At 72.7% G+C, this 19,192-nt stretch carries 15 protein-coding genes and 1 pseudogene; 11 read left to right on the top strand and 5 right to left on the bottom strand.

Annotated elements, in window-relative coordinates:
• Nucleotides 1-3: 3 nt before the first annotated feature.
• From D9599_RS08645 to D9599_RS08630, 4 genes are all read left to right on the top strand, one after another.
• Nucleotides 4-1,473 carry a leucyl aminopeptidase family protein gene (locus D9599_RS08645; RefSeq protein ID WP_198380818.1) on the top strand — a complete coding sequence of 490 codons (1,470 nt, stop codon included), beginning with the start codon at nucleotides 4-6 and terminating at the stop codon, nucleotides 1,471-1,473.
• Nucleotides 1,470-1,916: a DNA polymerase III subunit chi gene (locus D9599_RS08640; RefSeq protein ID WP_198380817.1), complete on the top strand. Its 447-nt coding sequence runs from the start codon at nucleotides 1,470-1,472 to the stop codon at nucleotides 1,914-1,916. Before D9599_RS08645 ends, D9599_RS08640 begins: the two co-directional genes overlap by 4 nt.
• Nucleotides 1,917-2,004: 88 nt before the next feature.
• Nucleotides 2,005-2,244, top strand: coding sequence for a hypothetical protein (locus D9599_RS08635; protein WP_198380816.1), 240 nt, complete (start codon nucleotides 2,005-2,007; stop codon nucleotides 2,242-2,244).
• A 159-nt stretch (nucleotides 2,245-2,403) separates the two neighbouring features.
• Nucleotides 2,404-3,540, top strand: a complete 1,137-nt coding sequence (locus D9599_RS08630; protein ID WP_198380815.1) for a DUF4336 domain-containing protein — start codon at nucleotides 2,404-2,406, stop codon at nucleotides 3,538-3,540.
• Nucleotides 3,541-3,556: 16 nt separating this feature from the next.
• Here D9599_RS08630 and D9599_RS08625 read toward each other — a convergent pair whose 3' ends face one another.
• The 3 genes from D9599_RS08625 to mutL form a co-directional block, all read right to left on the bottom strand.
• Nucleotides 3,557-4,372 carry a potassium channel family protein gene (locus tag D9599_RS08625; protein WP_198380814.1) on the bottom strand — a complete coding sequence of 272 codons (816 nt, stop codon included), beginning with the start codon at nucleotides 4,370-4,372 and terminating at the stop codon, nucleotides 3,557-3,559.
• A 163-nt stretch (nucleotides 4,373-4,535) separates the two neighbouring features.
• Complete coding sequence (locus D9599_RS08620) at nucleotides 4,536-5,228, bottom strand: hypothetical protein (protein WP_198380813.1); 693 nt, start codon at nucleotides 5,226-5,228, stop codon at nucleotides 4,536-4,538.
• A 68-nt stretch (nucleotides 5,229-5,296) separates the two neighbouring features.
• Entirely contained in the window at nucleotides 5,297-7,177 is a 1,881-nt protein-coding gene (gene mutL / locus D9599_RS08615) for a DNA mismatch repair endonuclease MutL (protein WP_309228580.1), read from the bottom strand.
• 52 nt (nucleotides 7,178-7,229) lie between these two features.
• Here mutL and D9599_RS31260 point away from each other — a divergent pair, with 52 nt between their 5' ends.
• On the top strand, nucleotides 7,230-7,658 hold the full coding sequence (locus D9599_RS31260; RefSeq protein ID WP_232480278.1) for a hypothetical protein: 429 nt from the start codon (nucleotides 7,230-7,232) through the stop codon (nucleotides 7,656-7,658).
• Nucleotides 7,659-7,792: 134 nt separating this feature from the next.
• Complete coding sequence (locus D9599_RS08610; RefSeq protein WP_198380812.1) at nucleotides 7,793-9,859, top strand: TonB-dependent receptor; 2,067 nt, start codon at nucleotides 7,793-7,795, stop codon at nucleotides 9,857-9,859.
• A gap of 21 nt (nucleotides 9,860-9,880) precedes the next feature.
• On the opposite strand, the gene D9599_RS08605 is transcribed toward D9599_RS08610, so the two are convergent.
• Together D9599_RS08605 and pgi are read right to left on the bottom strand one after the other, a co-directional pair.
• A complete protein-coding gene (locus tag D9599_RS08605) occupies nucleotides 9,881-11,869 on the bottom strand; it encodes a glycosyltransferase (protein ID WP_198380811.1) in 1,989 nt (662 codons plus the stop codon).
• A gap of 161 nt (nucleotides 11,870-12,030) precedes the next feature.
• The gene (gene pgi, locus D9599_RS08600) at nucleotides 12,031-13,635 is read right to left on the bottom strand and encodes a glucose-6-phosphate isomerase (RefSeq protein ID WP_198380810.1); all 1,605 of its coding nucleotides are present in this window, start codon (nucleotides 13,633-13,635) and stop codon (nucleotides 12,031-12,033) included.
• A gap of 135 nt (nucleotides 13,636-13,770) precedes the next feature.
• On the opposite strand from pgi, the gene D9599_RS08595 reads away from it, so the two are divergent.
• The 5 genes and pseudogenes from D9599_RS08595 (at nucleotide 13,771) to D9599_RS08575 (ending at nucleotide 18,906) form a co-directional block, all read left to right on the top strand.
• Nucleotides 13,771-14,142, top strand: coding sequence for a CidA/LrgA family protein (locus D9599_RS08595; protein WP_198380809.1), 372 nt, complete (start codon nucleotides 13,771-13,773; stop codon nucleotides 14,140-14,142).
• Nucleotides 14,139-14,873 (top strand): LrgB family protein, encoded by a 735-nt coding sequence (locus D9599_RS08590; RefSeq protein ID WP_309228579.1) that lies wholly within the window; start codon nucleotides 14,139-14,141, stop codon nucleotides 14,871-14,873. The genes D9599_RS08595 and D9599_RS08590 overlap by 4 nt, the downstream gene beginning before the upstream one ends.
• 81 nt (nucleotides 14,874-14,954) lie before the next feature.
• Nucleotides 14,955-16,139 (top strand): annotated as a pseudogene (gene rnd, locus D9599_RS08585) (ribonuclease D); the annotation flags it as partial.
• Between the two features lie 207 nt (nucleotides 16,140-16,346).
• Nucleotides 16,347-17,045, top strand: coding sequence for a class I SAM-dependent methyltransferase (locus tag D9599_RS08580; RefSeq protein WP_198380807.1), 699 nt, complete (start codon nucleotides 16,347-16,349; stop codon nucleotides 17,043-17,045).
• 193 nt (nucleotides 17,046-17,238) lie between these two features.
• Nucleotides 17,239-18,906, top strand: a complete 1,668-nt coding sequence (locus tag D9599_RS08575) for a histidine kinase famiy protein (RefSeq protein WP_198380806.1) — start codon at nucleotides 17,239-17,241, stop codon at nucleotides 18,904-18,906.
• Nucleotides 18,907-19,192 lie beyond the last annotated feature (286 nt).

Raw genomic sequence — 19,192 nt, 5'->3', positions numbered from 1 at the left:
GCCGTGCTGAAGCTCCGCCTGACCGAGCTGCCGCGCGGCCGCCATCCCGTGGCCTTCCCGGCCCTGCCGGAGGAGCCGCTGCCCGCCGCCTACGCGCCGCTGGCCGCCGTCGCGCGCTTCGGCGCGGCGAGGGGGGAGGCGCTGCGGCTGGACGGCGTGCTGGGCGGGCGCACCGCTTGGCTGATCGGCGCGGGCCCGCCGCACCCGCTGCGGCTGGAGGTGGCGGGCGCGCTGGCCGTCGCCTCCATGGCGACGGACCCCGAGGACCGGGATTCGACGCCGGTCCGCCAGGCGGTGATCGACGCGCGCGGTCTGGACCCGGACGCGGTCGCGCAGCTCGCCATGGGCGCGGGAATGCGCGGGCACCGGCTACCGAATCTCTCCACCGGCCCGCGGCGCGACCTGCGGCGGCTGGACCTGCTGGTGGACGATGCCGCCGCCGCGGCGCCGGCGCTGGCGCGGGTGGAGGCGGTGCTGCGCGGCGTCGGCCTCGCGCGCGATCTCGCGGCCGAGCCCGCCAACCGCCTGACCCCCGATACCTTCGCTGAGCGGCTGACCGGGCTTCGCAAGCACGGGATCGAGGTGACGGTGCTCGGGCGCGAATGGCTGGAGCGGGGCGGCTACGGCGCCCTGCTGGCGGTCGGGCGGGGATCGGCGCATCCGCCGCGGCTGGTGGTGCTGCGCTGGCGGGGCGAGGGCGCGCCGGTCGCCCTTGTCGGCAAGGGCATCACCTTCGACACCGGCGGCATCTCCATCAAGCCCGCCAAGGGGATGGAGGCGATGAAGGGCGACATGGCCGGTGCGGCCGCCTGCGCGGGGGCGATCCTGGCTCTCGCGCTGCGCCGCAGCCCCACCCACGCCGTTGCCGTGCTGGCCATCGCCGAGAACGCCACGGGCGCCGACAGCTACCGCCCCGGCGACGTGCTCCGCACCGCCTCCGGCCGCACGGTGGAGGTGGTGGACACCGACGCGGAGGGACGGCTGGTGCTGGCGGACGCGCTGCACCACGCCCGCGGGATGGGGCCGCGCGCCATCATCGATCTCGCGACGCTCACGGGCAGCATCGTCTCGGCCCTCGGCCACCATCGCGCGGGGCTCTTCAGCAACGACGACATCCTCCGCGACGCCCTCATGGCGGCAGGCGATGCGGTGGGGGAGCCGCTCTGGCCCATGCCGATCGGGGCGAAGCACCGCCGCGACCTCGACAGCGCCATCGCCGACCTCCGCCACTGCCTGCCGGTCGGCGGCGGGGGGCCGGGATGGGCGGGGAAGTTCCTGCCCGACGCCTGCCAGGCCGCGGCCTTCCTACGGGAATTCGCGGGGGGTGACGCGCCCTGGGCGCATCTCGACATCGCCGGGATGGACCTGCGCGAGGAGGGCGTGGAGAGCGGCGCCTATCCCCTGCCGCCCGGGCCGAGCGGCTTCGGCGTGCGGCTGCTCGACCGGCTTGTCGTGGATCGCTTCGAGAGATGAGCGAGATTGGCTTCTACCACCTGACCCGCACGGCGCTGGAGGTGGCGCTGCCGCGCCTGCTCGGCCGCGTGCTGGCCACCGGCGGGCGCGCCGTCGTGCGGGTGGGGGGGCCGGAGCGGCTGGCGGCGCTGGATGCTGCCCTCTGGCTCTGCCCCGAGCCGGACTGGCTGCCCCACGGCACGCCCATCACGGGCGATGCCGACCTCCAGCCGATCTGGCTGACCACCGAGGACGAGGCTCCCAACGGCGCCCGGCACCTCTTCCTGGCCGACGGGGCTGAGACAGCGCGCGCCGAGGCCTTCGACCGCATTTTCGATCTCTTCGACGGGAACGATCAGGCGGCCTTGCAGGCGGCGCGGGACCGCTGGCGTCGGGGCAAGGCGGCCGGGCACGCGCTGACCTACTGGCAGCAGGGCCCCTCCGGTTGGATGAAGCGGGACTAGGCCGAGTTCACGCGCCCGTCACGCTCCCCGCCCCTTGCCCGCTTCCCCGCGGCCTGCCACATCGGCGCAGCCTTCAGGAGCGACCCCCATGTCCGACGACAATCAGGCCACCGAGACCATGACGGTCGGCGCCCTGATCGCCGAGCTGCAGAAGCTCGATGCCTCCCGCCCCATCGCGCTCGGCATCATGCTCGGCGGCGAGGAGGATGACGGAGACATCGACATCTACGGCATCGACCTGATCGAGGAGATGGAGGCCGAGGATGGTTCCCCGGCCTATGTCATCGCCTGCGACCTGCGCGGCGCCGACGACGAGGAGGAGGGCTGAAGCCCCCTTGCCTGCCGGCCCCTGACCGGGCCGGCTGAAGGGCATTTCCAACCGCCCCGCGCGGCGGCTGTTCGCGTACGCCCACGTTTCCTCGCATGGAATGCATCCATCCCGCGGCGGTCCCGTTTTCCCGGGGCCCCCAAGGATCGGATGCGCCCGATGATCATCTCCACCCGGCTGCACGGGCTGATCGACTATGGCATGGCCGCGCTGCTCGGCGGCCTCTCGGCCTCGCGCGCTCTGCCGCCACCGGTCTCGCGGCTGCTGGGCGCGGCGGGCGCCTATCACGCGGGCTACGCGGCGCTGACGGATTATGAGGGCGGGCTGACCCCGGCCCTTTCCATGCGCCAGCACCTCGCGCTGGACGCGGCCGGCGGCGCGGCGCTGCTGGTGGCAGGGCTGGCCATGCGGCGGCAGCCGGACGCGGCCCGCGCGCTTCTCGTCGGCCTCGGCATCACGGAACTGGTGGTAACGGCCATCAGCAGTGCGTCGCCGCGGCAGGGGCCGGGCCAGGGGGGCGGGCCGGTCGCGCGGCTGCTCGCCCAGGACAGCCACGAACTGGCGCACCATGTCGGCTATCCGCCGCTCGACACGCCCAAGCCCGTGGCGGAGGGCCTCTTCATCGTGGACAGCACGTTGGAGGGCGCTCTCGGCGCCGTGCTGGGCACGCGGATGACGGTGATCCGCCTGCCGGATGGCGGGCTTCTGCTGCACTCCCCCACGCGCTTCTCCCTCAAGCTCAAGGGCGAGCTGGAGGCGATCGGGCCGGTGCGGCACCTCGTCGCGCCGAGCTTCGGCCACTGGACCTTCATGAAGGACTGGTCGGACGCCTGCCCGGAGGCGACGACCTGGGCCACTCCCAGCCTGCGCTCCCGCGGACAGGTGCGGCGCAGCGGGCTCCGGCTGGACCACGACCTGCCCGGGACGGCACCGCCGGAATGGGGGGACGCGATCCAGCTCGTGCCGGTGCCGGGCGCCGCCGGCTTCACGGAGACGGCGATGTTCCACCGGCCGACCGAGACGCTGGTGCTGACGGACCTCGTCATCAACCTCGAATCGCCGAAGGTGCCGCTGCCGGTACGGCCGATCGCCTGGGCCTTCGGCGTGCTCTCACCGGACGGGATGCCGCCGCCCTATCTGCGGGCCATTGTGCGGCAGCGGCAGGCCGAGGCGGCACGCGCGGCCTCCCGCCTCATCGCGCTGCGGCCGGAGCGGGTGATCTTCGCCCATGGCCGCTGGTTCGAGCGCGACGGAACGGAGCATCTGCGACGCTCCTTCCGCTGGCTGGTCGACTAGGGCCGCGCCGTGGCCTTCAGCGCCCCTCGTCGGGGATGTTGAGGACGACGCCGCAGGCCTTGCAGTGCACCGCGTCCGCCTCGTGCCGCATCAGCCCGCAGGAGGGACAGTCATGGCGCACCTTGGAGGGGCGGAACATCGCCTGCGCGAGGCGCAGGAACAGCGTGACGCCCGCCAGCATGATGACGACGGAGAGCATGCGCCCCGTCGTGCCCGGGAGGGTGATGTCCCCGAAGCCGGTCGTCGTCAGCGAGGTGATGGTGAAGTAGAGCGCGTCCGCGTAGTTCGTGATGTGCGGGTTGGAACGGTGCTGGGTGGCGTAGACCATCCCGGTCATGACGAAGATGAAAACGATCAGGTTCGCCGCGGCCAGGACGGCCTCCTCCTCGCGCCGGAAGAGCGGCGAGACCTCGCGCAGCCGCTCGAGCACGCGGAAGAGCCGCAGCACCCGCAGGAGGCGGAGCACGCGCAGGAAGCCGAAGGCCTCCCCCGTCACGGGCGCGAGGAAGGAGGCGATCGCCACCATGTCCACCCAGGTCCAGGGGTGAAGCAGGTCCCGGCGCGGTGTCCGGCTGGCGAAGAAGCGGGCGGTGAATTCGGCGAGCAGGAGCAGTCCGAGCACGCCGTCCACCACCTCCACCCAGGCATGGCCTGGCAGGAAGGAGGTAGCGATGACGAAGACGAGAATGCTGATATCGGTGGCGAGCAGCACATCCCGTGCCCGGCGCGCCCAGGGCGTGTCATCCTCGTAGAGGCGGCGGAGGCGGGAGCGCAGGCGACGCAGGTGACCGGAAAGGCTGCGCCGCGGGCTCGCCAGGGCCGCCCCCGTCACGGCATTGCTCGTGCGGCAGCGGGCGGGCGCCCGCTACCCGCCACCACCCGGATCATCGCCGGAACGAGGCCCATTCGGCATCCTCCCCGATATCCGCACAGAGTGGAGTCGGGGCGGGCAGGACCGCAACCGCGGCCTACGGCTTGCGGCATTTTCCCCGCGGTCACGGCGTCCACAGGGAGAACTCCGTCCCGAAATCCGTTGTAGCCAGAGCTTGGCAGCGGGAGGGCTGGGGGCCGCAACCAGGCCCGGGCACGGCCGCGATCCGCCCGTCGCGCAGCGTGAGCACCAGCGGCACCGGCGGCTCCGACATCTTCGCGTAGGAGAGCGCGACGAGGAAGCGGATGGAGTCGTACCGCGCCGGATCCGCGTAGAAGACAAGGTCGCGCGAGACCGCCTCGCCGGGGTTGAGGCCGGAGGGACCACCCGACGCGCCGTCGAAGAGCACGCCGTTGCGGAGCAGGACCTCGCCCTCCTCCTCCGCGTAGTCGCGCGCCTGGGCCACCGCCCCGCTTTCCGGCGGGGCGGAGGGCAAGTCGCCGCCCTCCGCGAAGCGCACCCGCACGCCGATGACGTTGTAGGTGAGGCCGAGCACGCGAACCTCGGTCTGCCCGACGTTCCGGCGCGTGACGGTCGAGCGGATGGCGACGAGCCCGTCCTTGTGGCCGACCCGCTCCAGCGTGCTCGTCACGGAGACGCTCGGCGGTGCAAGGCCGGGGGCGATCCGGGCCTCGTAGATGAAGGTGTAGACGCCCCAGGCGCCGGCCCCGATGATGGCGAGCGTCTGCACGACGTTGTTGAGCGTTTCCGCGCTGAAGCGGGAGCGCCCGGCACTTCCGTCGGCTTCCTCGGCCATCCGGCATCCCTCCCCACATTGTCTGGGGTAACCCGCGGGCCAGCTCCCGGTTGTGGCGCGCGGCCTGCTTAGGTCCGGCCGAACATCCGCGCGAGGTCGCCCGCGCCCAGGCGCAGGAAGGTGGGGCGGCCATGCGAGCAGGTGGCGGCGCGCGGCGTCGCCTCCATCTCCCGCAGCAGGGCGGCCATCTCCGCGGGGTTGAGGCGGCGCCCGGCGCGCACGCTGCCGTGGCAGGCCAGGCGCGCCACGGCGGCGTCCAGCCTGCGCTCCAGCGCGGTGCTCTCCTCCCAATCCGCAAGCTCGGCGGCGATATCGGCCAGGATCGGCCCCGGCTCCGGCGTGCCCAGCAGTGCCGGCAGGGCGCGGACGAGGATGGCGCCGGGGCCGAAGGGCTCGATCTCCAACCCGAGGCGCGCGAGGTCCTCCGCCCGGCCGGCGAGGCGCAGCGCGTCGGCCGCGGGCATGTCCACCACCGCCGGCAGCAGCAGCGGCTGGGACCGCACCCCGCCCGCCACGAGCTGGGCCGAGAGGCGCTCATGCGTCAGCCGCTCATGCGCCGCGTGCTGGTCCACGAGGATGAGGGCGCCGTCGGGCGCCTCCGCGAGGACATAGGTGTCGAGGAGCTGCGCGAGCGGGCGGCCGAGCGGGCCCTCCGCCGCGCTGCCCGACGGCAGGGGCGGCGCTTCGGCCGGCACGGAGAGGGCGCCGGGCGGCAAGGCGAAGCGGGGCTGCACCGGGCGCGGCGCCGGGGCAGTGAATGCAAAGCCCGGTTCGGCAAAGCCGGGGGCGCGGGTGGGAGTTTCGGTGCCGTCCGGCCAGGTGACGCTGGCTTCCCCCTGGATTTCCTCCTGGGGCAGGGGCTGGCCGGCGCGGCTGGGCCAGGCGGGGTCGGCGGCGGTGCTGCTGGAATCCCAGCCCGTGCGGGCCAGGCCCACCCCGGCGCCCGTGCCCAGCGCCCGGCGGAGGGAGGCGATCATCGCCCCACGCACGCCGGAGGCATCGCGAAAGCGCAGCTCGGTCTTCATCGGGTGGACGTTCACGTCCACCGCCTCGGGCGGGATCTCAAGGAAGAGGGCGGCGACGGGGTGGCGGCCCGCGGCCAGCACGTCCCGGTAGGCGACGCGCAGGGCGGCACGCAGCAGCGGGTCGCGCACGGGGCGGCGATTGACCACGAGGTGCTGCTCGGCCGCCGTCGCACGGTGATGGGTGGGCAGGCCGGCCAGCCCCTCCAGCACGAGGTCCGGCCAGCTTCCCTCCACCGGCACGGAGGCCGTCGCGAAGTCGCGCCCCAGCAGGGCGCCGGCGCGCCCGGCGCGGTCGGCCGGGGGAAGGTCGAGGGCGGTGCGGCCGTCCACGGTGACGTGGAAGCCGACCTCCGGCCAGGCGAAGGCGAGGCGCCGCACCGCCTCCACCGCATGGGCGGCTTCGGTGCCCGGCGTCTTCAGGAACTTGCGGCGGGCGGGGGTGGCGAAAAACAGGTCGCGCACCTCCACCCGCGTGCCGGGCGGGGCGGCCGCCGGCATCACCTCGCCGACGCGCCCGGCCTCGACCGCGATGGCGTGCGCCTCCCCGTCGCGCGGGCGGGTGGTGATGGTCAGGCGGGAGACGGCGCCGATGGAAGGCAGCGCCTCCCCCCGGAAGCCGAGGGTGGCGATGCGGAACAGCGTCGCCTCGTCCGGCAGCTTCGAGGTGGCGTGGCGCTCGATGCAGAGGGCGAGGTCGGCGGGCGACATGCCGGCGCCGTCGTCCTCCACGAGGATGCGGTCGGTGCCGCCACCCTCCAGCGCGACGGTGACGCGGCGCGCGCCGGCGTCGAGCGCGTTCTCCACCAGCTCCTTTACGGCGGCGGCGGGGCGCTCCACCACCTCGCCCGCGGCGATGCGGTCGGCCGTGGTGGGGGGAAGGCGGCGGATGGCCTGGGATGTCGCCAGAAGGGAGGTGAAGGTCACAGCGCCAGGGATGGGGTTTTCCCGGGGCCGGGGCAAGGATGGCCGGCCAGGGTTGAGGAAGAGTGAACCGCTGATCTGGCCGGGGGCGCGCCGTTCCGCTATCCGGACGGTGATGCGCCCCTCCCGCGGCCAACTCGCTCGCCTGCTCGCCGGACTGCTGCTGCTGCAATGGGCGGCGGCGATGCTGCCGCACGCGCGGGCGATGGGGATGCTCGGCCGCGCCGTGGCGACGGAACTCTGTACCCCCTCCGGCACGCGGACGGTGCTGCTGGGCGAGGACGGCCGGCCGCTTCCCGCCGCGCACGACCTCGACTGCTGCGACATGGGCCAGGCACCGGCCGCCATCGTGGCGGAGGTGCCGCGGGTGCCGGCCGCGCGCGTCGTGCCGGTCGCGGTCGAGCGTCCGGAGGGCCGCGCCGGGCTGCCGCCCTTCCCGCCCCGCGCGCCGCCGCAACAACCGAGAGCCCCACCCACCGCCTGACCAGCGCGCCCGGCCGCTTCCGAAAGGATCAGGCCCCGGCGACCCCGACGGCACCGGCCCCGGCCGGTCGCCTCGGGATTGGCACCGCCTGCCCCCGCCGGGGCCGGCCGCTCCATGCCCGTCAGGAACCTTCCATGCCCTCGTCCCTTCGCGCCGCGCTGCCCTTCGCCGCCCTCCTTCCCCTGCCCTTCGCCGCCCTTGCCCAGCCCCTCATCGCCACGGAGCCGGTGGCGGTGCCCGAGGTGGCCGTAACCGGCGCCCTCCCCTCCCTCACCTCCCCCGATGCCGCCCAGGCAGCGGAGCGGCTGCGCGCGGTGCCCGGCAATGTCAGCGTCGTGCCGGCGGAGGAGATCCGCCTCCGCGCCGGCGTCACGGGCCTGCGGGACGTGCTCGAACACACCCCCGGTGTCTTTGCTCAGCCGAAATGGGGGGAGGACACGCGGCTCTCGATCCGCGGCTCCGGCCTCGCGCGGAACTCGCACCTGCGGGGCGTGCAGCTCACCCAGGACGGCGTGCCTCTGAACCAGGCGGACGGTTCCGGCGACTTCCAGGAACTGGATCCGCTCACCTTCGGGCACGTGGAGGTGCTGCGCGGCGCGAATGCCTTCGGTCGCGGCAGCGCGACCCTCGGCGGCGTGCTGAACTTCGTAACGCCGACCGGGCGCAGCGACCCCGGTGCCCTGATCCGCGGTGAGGTGGGCAGCTTCGGCTATCGCCGTGCCCAGGCGGCCTATGGCGTGGCGGCGGGCGGCTTCGATGCCTGGGGCAGCCTCTCCACCCTCAGCCAGGACGGTTTCCGCCGGCACAGCGACGGGGAGAGCCGGCGCTTCAACGGCAATCTCGGCTGGCAGGTGACGGAGAATGTCGAGACGCGGCTCTACTACAGCTACAACCACATCGAGCAGCGCATCCCCGGCACCCTGACGCGGGCGCGGGCGCTCTCCGACCCGCGCGCGGCGGCCGCGGCCAACCTGCTGAACGACTACCAGCGCAACATCGAGAGCAACCGCATCGTCAGCCGCACCACCTGGCGGATCGCGCCGGGCGCGCTGCTGGAGGCCGGCGCCTCCTTCGTGCACCGCGAGCTGGACCACCCGATCTTCCAGTACATCGACCAGCGCAATAACGACGTGAACGGGTTCGCCCGCCTCACGCTGGAGGGCGAGGCCTCGGGGCTGCGGCACCGGCTCGTCGTCGCGGCCACGAGCGGAATCGGCGCGACGAACAGTAATCGCTACGTCAACAATGCCGGCCATGCTGGGCGCCTCACCGCCTCCAGCAGCGACCGCGCGCGCACCAATACCGCCACGATCCAGGACACGGTCTATGTGCTCCCCACCCTTGGCCTCGTGGCGGGGGTGCAATTGGGCGACGCCTATCGCGCCAGCCGCGACCGCTTCCTCTCGGACGGCGACGGGTCGGGCTCGGCGAGCTACCGCTACGCCAACCCGCTGCTGGGCGCCGTCTGGGACGTGACGCCGGCGGCGCAGGCCTTCGCGAACCTCTCCTGGACGACGGAGCCGCCGACCATCTCCGACCTGACGCCGCTCGCGGCCCAGGGCTTCGCCTCGCTGCGGGCGCAGCGGGCACGCACGGTGGAGGTCGGCACGCGCGGGCGGGAGGGCGGCCTGCAGTGGGAGGTCGCGGCCTATCGCGCGGCCGTGCGGGACGAGATCCAGCTCTTCGACCCCGCGGGAAATGGGGCGAGCTTCGCGCTCAATGCCGGGCGCACGCTTCACCAGGGAGTGGAAGCGGCGCTCGCCTGGACGGTGCTGCGCGACCTGCTGCCGGGCGACGCTCTCACCCTGCGCGGCGCCTATACCTTCAACGATTTCCGCTTCGACGGTGACCCGCGTTACGGCAACAACAAGTTGCCGGGCGTGCCGCGCCACCTCGCGCGGGCGGAACTGCGCTACCGGCACCCTTCCGGCGCCAGCCTCGCGCCGACGGTGGAGTGGGTGCCGCAGGGGCTCTTCGCGGACAACGCCAACACGCAGCGGACGGGGAGCTACGCGCTTCTCGGCCTGCGCGGCGCGCTCGACCTCGAGAACGGCCTCTCCCTCTTCGTGGAGGGGCGGAACCTGACCGACCGGCGATACATCGCCAGCGCCTCGGTCGCGCCGGTCGCGACGGCGGCCTCGGCGCTCTACGAGCCGGGCTTCGGGCGCAGCGTCTATGGGGGGCTGGGGCTCCGGTTCTGACCCGCCGGAACCTGCCCGGCGCTACTCGGCGGCGGTGCCGAGGGACGCTGCGCCGAGGCCGGTCCTCGCCGCGAAGGCGGCGCGCTCCTCGGCCGTGGGCTCGGCCGGGGGCATGCCGAGATAGTCCCGCCAGAAGGGCACGGAGCGGTGGCGCGGGAAGGCCTCCCGCCAGCGAGCGCCGACCGCCGGCCCCTCGCGCAGCAGGCGGCGCAGGAGGGGGATCGCCTCCCCGATCAGGGCGCGGAAGCTCTCGCGCGAGCGACGCAGGACGGGCAGGTCCTTGTCCCACCAGGTCTCGAGCGCGAGGCAATCCATCCGGCCCAGCCGGGTCCATCCGAAGGCCGCCATCTCCAGGCGCCGGGGCGGCGCGCCGGGGTTGGTGGGGCGCAGCGTGCTCTCCGCCAGCGCGCGCACCAGCCGCGTGAGCCAGGCGAGGCGATGGGGTGGCGGGGACAGGGGTTCGTGGTCCGGCAGCACCACCCCGCGCGGCACGCTCTCGGCCGGGTAGCGCTCGCGGATCGCGTTGAGGGAGGCGTGCAGGGCGGCCGGCGCGCTGTCCAGGATCTCCGGCCCGCGCAGGAAGTCGGCGATGGCGCGAAGGATGAGGGCGGCGCTGTAGTAGCGGAAGGTGAGGAGGTGGAGGAGCAGCGCGCGCGCCATCCGCACCGCGATCCCGCGCGGCGCGGTGCCGAGGTGCAGGGCGGCGGCCACCAGCATGTTCCGCGTCTCGTAGTAAAGCTGCCAGCTGCCGAGCTTGAGGTAGAAGGGCTCGTGCCAGACGCCCACGCCCGGCATGGCAACGGCGGGCACCCCGGCGCCGTAGAGGCGCAGGCCGAACTCCACGTCGTCGCCGCGGATGAAGACCGGCAGCGGCATGCCCAGCCGCTCCACGAGGGAGAGCGGGAAACCGAGGCACCACCAGCCGTTGAAGTGGATCGCGCGCGGGTCGACCAGCGCCGTGAGGTTCCCGGGATCGCTGACGTCCAGCCCATGATGCTGCGGGTGGAAGGACCAGTTCGCGTCGCGGATGACGGCGCCGGCCTCGTAGACCCTCATCGGCTGGACCATGTCGAGCATGTGGCCGCCGAGCGGCGTCTCGTCGGTGGCCAGGCCGAAGAAGGCGGCCATGCGGAGCATGCTGTCCGGCTCGATCCGGATGTCGTCGTCGAGCAGCACGGCATGGGTGGCCGCGGGGTCGTCGATGGCAGCGAGGATGCCGCGGCCGAAGCCGCCCGCGCCGCCGAAATTCGCCTGCTCGATGATCCGCAGCTTCGCGGCGTGGCGCGCCATGATGGGCGCGATGGCCGGGTGCTCCGCCAAGCCCGGGCGGCCCTGGTTGACGACGTGGATGCGGGCCAGGCGCGAGAGAACCGCCTCGTCGGAGGTCAGGGCCGCCAGCACGGCGGCGATGTCCTTCTCGCGGTTGAAGGTGCAGAAGACGGCGGCGAGGCCGACTGGGCGGGGGGTGGCCTCCGTCACCCAGGCGCCGCCGCGGACCTCCACCGGGCCCTCATGCGTGCCGATCGAGAAGGCGATCAGGCCGTGCTGGCGGAAGTTGATCGCCCCGTCGGGGATCGGCACGCGGACCGGGCCACCCTCCAGCCGCCGCTCCAGCAGCAGCGTCTCCCCCATGGCGGTGCGGCGGGTGACGCGGAGGGTGCAGGCGCCTGATACGTCGAGGCGAAGGAAGAGCGTGCCGAGCGCGGTGCGGGCGCGCCAGTTCCCCTCAAAGAAGGCGTTGAAATAGGTGTCGAAGCCGAGCACCGCCCCCGCGGGGATCCGCAGCACCGGCCCCGGCTCCGGCGCCGGGGGACAGGGCGCGAGGGGTGAAAGGGCAGCCAGCGTCCAGTAGAGCGGCCGCAGCGGCACCGGGCGGTCCAGCAGCACCCGCTGGAGCGTGACCTCCCGCGCGCTCCCGGCCGGGCCGCGTCCATTCACCGCGCCCGCCGGTCGGTCGGCTTCCCGGAAGGAGGCGATCCGCTGGCTGTTCGGGAAGGGGTGAGTCGACAAGAGCGATTCCTGTGGCGATGGGACACGGCCGCAGGACGAGCTTGGAAGCCTGCGCCCGATCGTCATCGACCGATCAGCGCGCGCCTCGCTTTAACATAGGAACGCCCGAATATTTCTGACGGGCAGAACGGTGGATCACAAGAGCGCGGCCGTGGACCCCATCAGGCGCTCCGCAGGCGGTGCAGCTCCGCGATGAGGGCGCTGGTGGAGGGGTCGTGCTGCCCCACTGTCGCGCCGGGGGCGAGTTCCGGCAGGAGGGTGCCGGCAAGCTGCTTGCCCAGTTCCACGCCCCACTGGTCGAAGGCGTTCACGCCCCAGAGGGCACCGAGAAAGAAGACCTTGTGCTCGTAGAGGGCGACGAGCTGCCCAAGGGTGCTCGCATCCAGCCGCGGCAGGACGAGGGTGGTGCTCGGCCGGTCGCCGGGGAAGAGGCGGTGGGGCAGGAGGGCCTCGATGGCCGCGGGTGCCATGCCCTGGGCAGCCATCTCGGCGCGGACCTCCGCCTCGTCCCGCCCGCGCAGCAGCGCCTCCCCCTGGGCGAGGCCGTTGGCGAGGAGGTGGCGGTGGTTCTCGTCGAAGCCGTGGTCGGGCCTTGCCACCAGCACGATGTCCGCCGGCACCGGGGTGGTTCCCTGGTGGAGGAGCTGCATGAAGGAGTGCTGGGCGTTGGTCCCGGGCTCGCCAAAGACCACGGGGCCGGTGGCGCGGGGGACGGGTAGGCCCTCCAGCGTCACGCGCTTGCCAAGGGACTCCATCTCCACTTGCTGGAGATGCGCGGGGAAGCGGGCGAGGCGGTCGTCGTAGGGAAGCACCGCCCGGCTGCCGAGGTTCAGGCCGTCCACGTGCCAGATCTCGGTGAGCGCCATTAGCAGGGGCAGGTTCTCGGCCTCGGGGGCGGAGAGGAAGTGCTCGTCCATGCGCCGGGCGCCAGCCAGCAGCGCCGCGAAGACTTCCCACCCGCAGGCGAGTGCGATCGAGAGGCCGATGGCGGACCAGAGGGAGAAGCGCCCGCCCACCCAGTCGTGGAAGCCGAAGACCTGCCCTTCCGGCACGCCGAAGTCGCGCGTGGCCTTGAGGTTGGTCGAAAGGGCGACGAGCTGCGCGTCCGCGGCCTCACCTAGGGCGGCGCGCAGCCAGTCCCGCACGAGGCGGGCGTTCACCATCGTCTCGGCGGTGGTGAAGGTCTTGCTGGCGACAAGGACGAGGGTGCGCGCAGGGTCCAGCCGGTGGCGCAGCGCTTCCCAGGAGTGGCCGTCCACGTTGGATAGGAAATGGGCGCGCATCGGCATGCCGTCCCGCCAGAGGGCGCGGGCGGCCATCTGCGGGCCAAGGTCGGAGCCGCCGATGCCGATGCTCAGCACGTCCGTGAAACGGCCCTCCGCGTGGATGCGGGCGCAGAAGGCGCGCATGGCGTCGAGGGTGGCGTGCACCTCGGCCGAGGCATCCTCCCCGCCCGTCCGGAAAGCGCCGGGCGGGCCGCGCAGCGCCATGTGCAGCACGGCGCGGCCCTCGGTGGCGTTGATCGCCTCCCCCGCCGCCATGGCGTCGCGCGCGGCGAGCACACCGCGGGCGCGGGCGAGGTCGAGCAACGCCTCAAGCGCGGCGTCGGAGACGGATGTCTTGGAGAGGTCCGCCAGGATGTCGCCGGCGCGATGGGTGAAGCGCGCGGGCCGGGTGGGATCCGCCATCAGGGGCCGGATCGCCGCCGAGCCGGGCTCGCCCGCAAGCCGCATCACCCGGCCCCAGGCCGCCTCCGTCTCCGCCATGCGGCTTCCGCCTCCCTGGTTCACTGGGGCAGGAACGTAGAAGGACCGTAAAGGACGGGGAAGGCCAGGGGCGATCACCGGGTTGTGGGCGGGGCGGGATCGCGGCCGCGGCACGATCCTCGCTACCCTGGCGCCATGATCCAAGGCGCCGCCCTCATCCTCCTCTGCCAGCTTGCCGGGGAGGCCGTGGCCCACGGCACCGGCCTGCCCCTGCCCGGCCCGGTGCTGGGCATGATCCTGCTGCTGCTGCTCCTGCTCCTCAACGACACCCTGCCGCGGCCGGCGGACACCGGCTTCCTCGCCCCGGCGGCGGACGGGCTGCTCACGAATCTCTCCCTTCTCTTCATTCCGGCCGGGGTGGGGGTGGTCGGGCGGCTGGACGTGATCCAGGCCTATGGGCTGGGGCTGGCGGTCGCCCTGGTGGCCTCCACCATCATCGGGCTGGTCGCGACGGCCCTGACCTTCGCCGCCGTCGCCCGCCTGCTACGCCAGGAAGCCGAGGCGTGAGCGGCGCGAGCGACGCGCTCGGGGATTTCGGTCTCTGGGTCTATCTCTCCCGCACGCCGCTGCTCTGGCTGACGGTCACGCTGATGGCCTATGTGGTGGCGGACCGGATCTCGGCGGCGATCGGGCGCCACCCGCTGGCGAACACGGTGCTGATCGCGGTGGCACTGGCGGCCGGTATGCTGGCGGCGACGGGCACGCCCTATCGCACCTATTTCGAGGGGGCGCAGTTCGTCCACTTCCTCATCGGCCCGGCGACGGTGGCGTTGGCCCTGCCCCTTTATCGCAACCGCCACACGGTCTGGCGGGCCATCCTGCCCATGGGGGCGGCCCTGCTGGTGGGGGCGCTCGCGGCCATGATCTCGGCCCTGCTGATCGCCCGCGCCTTCGGCATCCCGGCGCCGGTGCTGGCGGCGCTGGCGCCGAAATCGGTGACGGCCGGCGTCGCCATGGGTATCGCGGAGGGGATGGGAGGCGACCCGGCGCTGGCCGCCGTGCTCGTGCTGATCACCGGGGCGATCGGGGCGGTGACGGTCACGCCGTTGATGAACGCGCTCGGCCTGCGGGACATGCGGGCGCGGGGCTTCGCGGCCGGGCTTGCGGCACACGGGCTGGGCACGGCGCGCGCCTTCCACGTGAACCACGTGGCCGGGACCTTCGCGGGGATCGCCCTCGCGCTGAACGCGCTTGTCACCGCGATCCTCGCGCCGATCGTGCTCAGGGCGCTGCTCTGAGTGTTTTCGAGGCGCCTGCGGGCACTTTCGCGCGCGGGAAAGGTTTGTGACGCGCGGCTTCTGCGCGTAAACCCGCCCCCCATGTCACGCCGCCCCCCTGCCCACGGCCCGGCCGCCGATCCCGCGCCCGTCCTCATCACCACCACCGAGCAGCTGGTCCCGCTCTGCGAACGGCTTCGCCAGGAGCCCTTCGTGACGGTGGATACCGAGTTCATGCGGGAGCGGACCTACTGGCCCGAGCTCTGCGTGGTGCAGCTCGGCGGCAGCCAGGACACGGCGGTGGTGGACGCACTGGCGCCCGGGCTGGACCTCACCCCGCTCGGCGCCCTGCTGGCGGACGAGGAGGTGGTGAAGGTGTTCCACGCCTGCCGGCAGGACGTGGAGATCTTCCTGCTGCGCTTCGGCCGCACGCCCCAGCCGATGTTCGACACCCAGGTGGCCGCCATGGTCGCGGGCTTCGGCGACCAGGCGAGCTATGACAGCCTCGCCCGCGCGCTGGCCGGCGCGCAGATCGACAAGGCCCACCGCTTCAGCGACTGGGCGGCCCGCCCCCTCTCGCCCGCCCAGATCACCTATGCCGCGGGGGACGTGACCCACCTGCGCCGCATCTACGTCGCGCTGCGCGAGCGGCTGGCGAAGGAAGGGCGGCTCGACTGGGTGGCGGAGGAGATGGCGGCGCTGACCGACCCCGCCACCTACGGCACCGATCCCGACAGCGCCTGGGAGAAGTTGCGGCCGCGCACGAACAACCGGCGCTTCCTCGGCACGCTGCAGGCCATCGCGGCCTGGCGGGAGCGGGAGGCGCAGCGGGTGAATATCCCTCGCCAGCGCCTACTGCGCGACGAGTCGCTGCTGGAGGTGGCGGCGACGGCGCCGTCCGATGCCGCCTCCCTCTCTCGCGCACGCGGCGTGACGGAGGGCTTCGCCCGCGGCAAGTCCGGCGCCTCCCTCCTCCAGGCGATCGAGGAGGCGCGGGCCCTGCCGGACGAGGCCCTGCCCGAGGCGCCGCGCGAGCGCTCAGGTGCCTCCCCCTCGCCCGCCCTCGTCGCGCTGCTGAAGGTGCTACTGGCCGCCAAGGCGGAGGAGCATCAGGTGGCGCCGCGCCTTCTCGCCAGCTCGGACGACCTGGACCGCCTGGCCACCGAGGCGCCGCCGGAGTTGCCGGCGCTGCAGGGCTGGCGGCGCCTCGTTTTCGGGGCCGACGCGCTGGCCCTCCGCGGGGGCGAGCTGGCGCTGGGCGTGGAGGGCCGGCGCGTGCGGCTGATCCGCCCGGAGGGGGGACGGCCCGCGCCGGGGAAGCGCCGTGGCGGCTCGGCCAAGGCCGCCACCGAGGCGCCGGCGGGCGCCGTTGCAACCCCGTCCCTCGCCACGGATTGAAACCCCTGCTTGCCCGGGACTGGCAACCGCGCTTGCGCGAAGCCGCCCCCTGGTCTAGCGCCCTCTACCGCCTTTCTGATCGGACGCTGACAACCCATGGCGCGGACCCTGCCCCACCTGACCGTCGATCCCACCCGCGACCACAAGCGCGCGGTGCTCGATGCGGGCGCGGTGCGCGACGCCTATCGCCGCTGGGCCGGCGTCTATGACGCGGTCTTCGGCGGCGTGTCCTCCTTCGGCCGCAAGCGGGCGGTGGCGGCGGTGAACCGCCTTCCCGGCAACCGCGTGCTGGAGGTGGGGGTGGGCACCGGCCTCGCCCTGCCCCTCTACCGCGGCGAGAAGCGGGTGGTGGGCGTCGATCTCTCGCGCGAGATGCTCGAGAAGGCGCGCGAGCGGGTGGAGGCGGAGCGGCTCCTTCACGTGGAGGGGCTGGTGGAGATGGACGCGGAGCACATGGCCTTCCGCGACGACTCCTTCGACCTCGCCGTCGCGATGTTCACGGCCAGCGTGGTGCCCGATGCGCGGAAGCTCTTTGCGGAGATGTCGCGCGTGGTGCGGCCGGGCGGGCAGCTTCTCTTCGTCAACCATTTCGCGGCGACCGACGGGCCGCGCTGGTGGGTGGAGCGCGCGATGGCGCCGCTCTCGCGCGTGCTGGGCTGGCACCCTGACTTCGCGCTGTCCGACCTCATGGGTTCGGAGGTGGAGGTGGAGTCGCTGGAGGCCTGCCCGCCGGGCGGTCTCTTCACCCTCGTGCAGGTGCGTAACGGCCGCGCCGCCCGGGCTCTCGCGGCCTGAAGCGGACGGCCGGGCAACGCGCGGCCCACTCGCCGGACGAAGAGGCTCGAGATTTCTTGACGGGTGTAACGGCCTGAGGTCCTTGCGGCAGACAGGAACGAAACGTTCCGTCTGATCGCTCGCGCTCTTCGCAAATTGGGTTAAACCAATTCCCTGCCGGCAACATTTCGGTCCTGACCTCCTTACACCGCGCATGAACGACGACGTCGCGCGGGACCGTCCGGCCCATTCTCCAAGAGGCGACGCAACGGATCTGGCGCAGCGCGGCGGGCGGCCCACGGTGGTGGGCGGTGCGGTCAGCGCGGTTTCCAGTACCCATTCCGATGTTTTCTTCGCCGCAGTCGAGATGACGCGGATGCCGATGGTCGTGACGGACCCGAATCAGCCCCGCAATCCGATCGCCTTCGCCAACGGGGCCTTCCTGCGCATGACCGGCTACGAGCGCGACGAGGTCGTCGGGCGCAACTGCCGCTTCCTGCAGGGGCCCGACACCGATCAGGAGACGGTGGCCGAGGTGCGCCGCGCGATCGAGGCGCGCCAGGACATCGCGACGGAGATCCTCAACTATCGCAAGAACGGCTCCACCTTCTGGAACGCGCTGTTCATCTCCCCGGTGCTCAATCCAAGGGGGGAGCTGATCTACTTCTTCGCCTCCCAGCTCGATGTCAGCCGCCGGCGGGACGCGGAGGACGCGCTGCGCCAAGCGCAGAAGATGGAGGCGCTGGGCCAGCTGACGGGCGGGATCGCGCACGACTTCAACAATCTGCTGCAGGTCATGCGCGGCTACATGGACCTCGTGGACAACGGCCTCGGCCAGCCCGCGCCGGATATGGGGCGGATGCGGCGAAGTCTCGGCGCTGCCCGCACCGCAGCCGACCGCGCGGCGACGCTGACAGGGCAACTTCTCGCCTTCTCCCGCCGACAGCGGCTGGAGGGGCGCACGCTGAACCTCAACGCGCTGGCCGAAGGGATGCGCGAGATGGCGGCGCGCAGCCTCGGCGAGGCGGTGACGCTCCGCTTCAACCTCGACCCCGGCCTCGGCCACTGCCGACTGGACGCCACGCAAGCCGAAGTCGCGCTGCTCAACATCCTCATCAACGCGCGCGACGCGCTCTCCGGACGGCAGGACGGAGTGGTGACGATCTCCACCCGCGGGGTAGAGGTGGCGCCGGGCGATCCGGAGTCGGGGATGATCCTTGGCGAGGGGCCCCATGTCTCGATCAGCGTAACCGATAACGGCATGGGGATGGCACCCGAGATCCTCGCGCGCGTGATGGAGCCCTTCTTCACGACGAAGGAGGAGGGGCGCGGCACCGGTCTCGGCCTCTCCATGGTCTATGGCTTCGCGCGACAATCCGGTGGTGCCGCGCGGATCTCAAGCGCGCCCGGCCAGGGCACCACCGTCCATCTCCTCTTCCCGCTGGCCGAGGAGGAAGCCGCCCCTCGCACGCCCGCGCCCCGCGCCTCGGAGCGGCCGGGAACGGAGACGATCCTCGTGGTGGACGACCGGCCGGAGGTGGCCGAGCTGGCACGGGCGATCCTGGAGGGGTTCGGCTACACGGTCATGGTCGTCCATAATGGGCACGAGGCGATGGGGATCATCCGGAGCAGCCAGGCTTTCGACATGCTCTTCACCGATCTCATCATGCCCGGCGGCATGAACGGGGTGATGCTGGCGCACGAGGCACGGCGGCACCGGCCACAGGTGAAGGTGCTGCTGACCACCGGCTATGCGGATGAATCGGTCAGCGAACCCTCTGCGGGCGCGCCGGAGTTCGACCTCATCCACAAGCCCTACAGCCGCTCCGATCTCGCGCGGCGGATGCGGATCATCTTGGATGGGCCAACCGGCGTGGGCTGACAGGGCGGGCGCTCGCGAGAGGCAGGCCAGATGATGAACAAGAAGCTCATCACTTGCCTGCCGCCATGTGTGAGAGCGAGAAGCAGCCGGAGGCTGCGCCAGTGGGTCAGGTTTCCCGGGGTGGCGCGGGTAACGCCGGGCAGAGGAAGAGGGAAATCCTCCTCTCCCCAGACCCCTCACCATCGTCCTCTATTTAGCTGAAACACTTTCAAGCCGATGCACTTCGGGTCGTGGTCCCGGGGCGACGGCACGTTAAGGAAGGTTCCGCGAAGGCCAGATGGGGATC

Origin of the sequence: Roseomonas sp. KE2513, from assembly GCF_016107305.1 — a bacterium.
Lineage (GTDB): Bacteria > Pseudomonadota > Alphaproteobacteria > Acetobacterales > Acetobacteraceae > Roseomonas.
The sequence above is the reverse complement of the archived record's forward strand: the minus strand, read 5'-3'. Positions and strand labels throughout refer to the sequence as shown.

Coding starts and splice junctions, on each gene's coding strand:
- D9599_RS08640 (WP_198380817.1), top strand. CDS start 1,470: ATGAGCGAGATTGGCTTCTACCACCTGACCCGCACGGCGCTGGAGGTG.
- D9599_RS08575 (WP_198380806.1), top strand. CDS start 17,239: ATGAACGACGACGTCGCGCGGGACCGTCCGGCCCATTCTCCAAGAGGC.
- D9599_RS08635 (WP_198380816.1), top strand. CDS start 2,005: ATGTCCGACGACAATCAGGCCACCGAGACCATGACGGTCGGCGCCCTG.
- D9599_RS08595 (WP_198380809.1), top strand. CDS start 13,771: ATGATCCAAGGCGCCGCCCTCATCCTCCTCTGCCAGCTTGCCGGGGAG.
- pgi (WP_198380810.1), bottom strand. CDS start 13,635: ATGGCGGAGACGGAGGCGGCCTGGGGCCGGGTGATGCGGCTTGCGGGC.
- D9599_RS08620 (WP_198380813.1), bottom strand. CDS start 5,228: ATGGCCGAGGAAGCCGACGGAAGTGCCGGGCGCTCCCGCTTCAGCGCG.
- D9599_RS08610 (WP_198380812.1), top strand. CDS start 7,793: ATGCCCTCGTCCCTTCGCGCCGCGCTGCCCTTCGCCGCCCTCCTTCCC.
- D9599_RS08630 (WP_198380815.1), top strand. CDS start 2,404: ATGATCATCTCCACCCGGCTGCACGGGCTGATCGACTATGGCATGGCC.
- D9599_RS08580 (WP_198380807.1), top strand. CDS start 16,347: ATGGCGCGGACCCTGCCCCACCTGACCGTCGATCCCACCCGCGACCAC.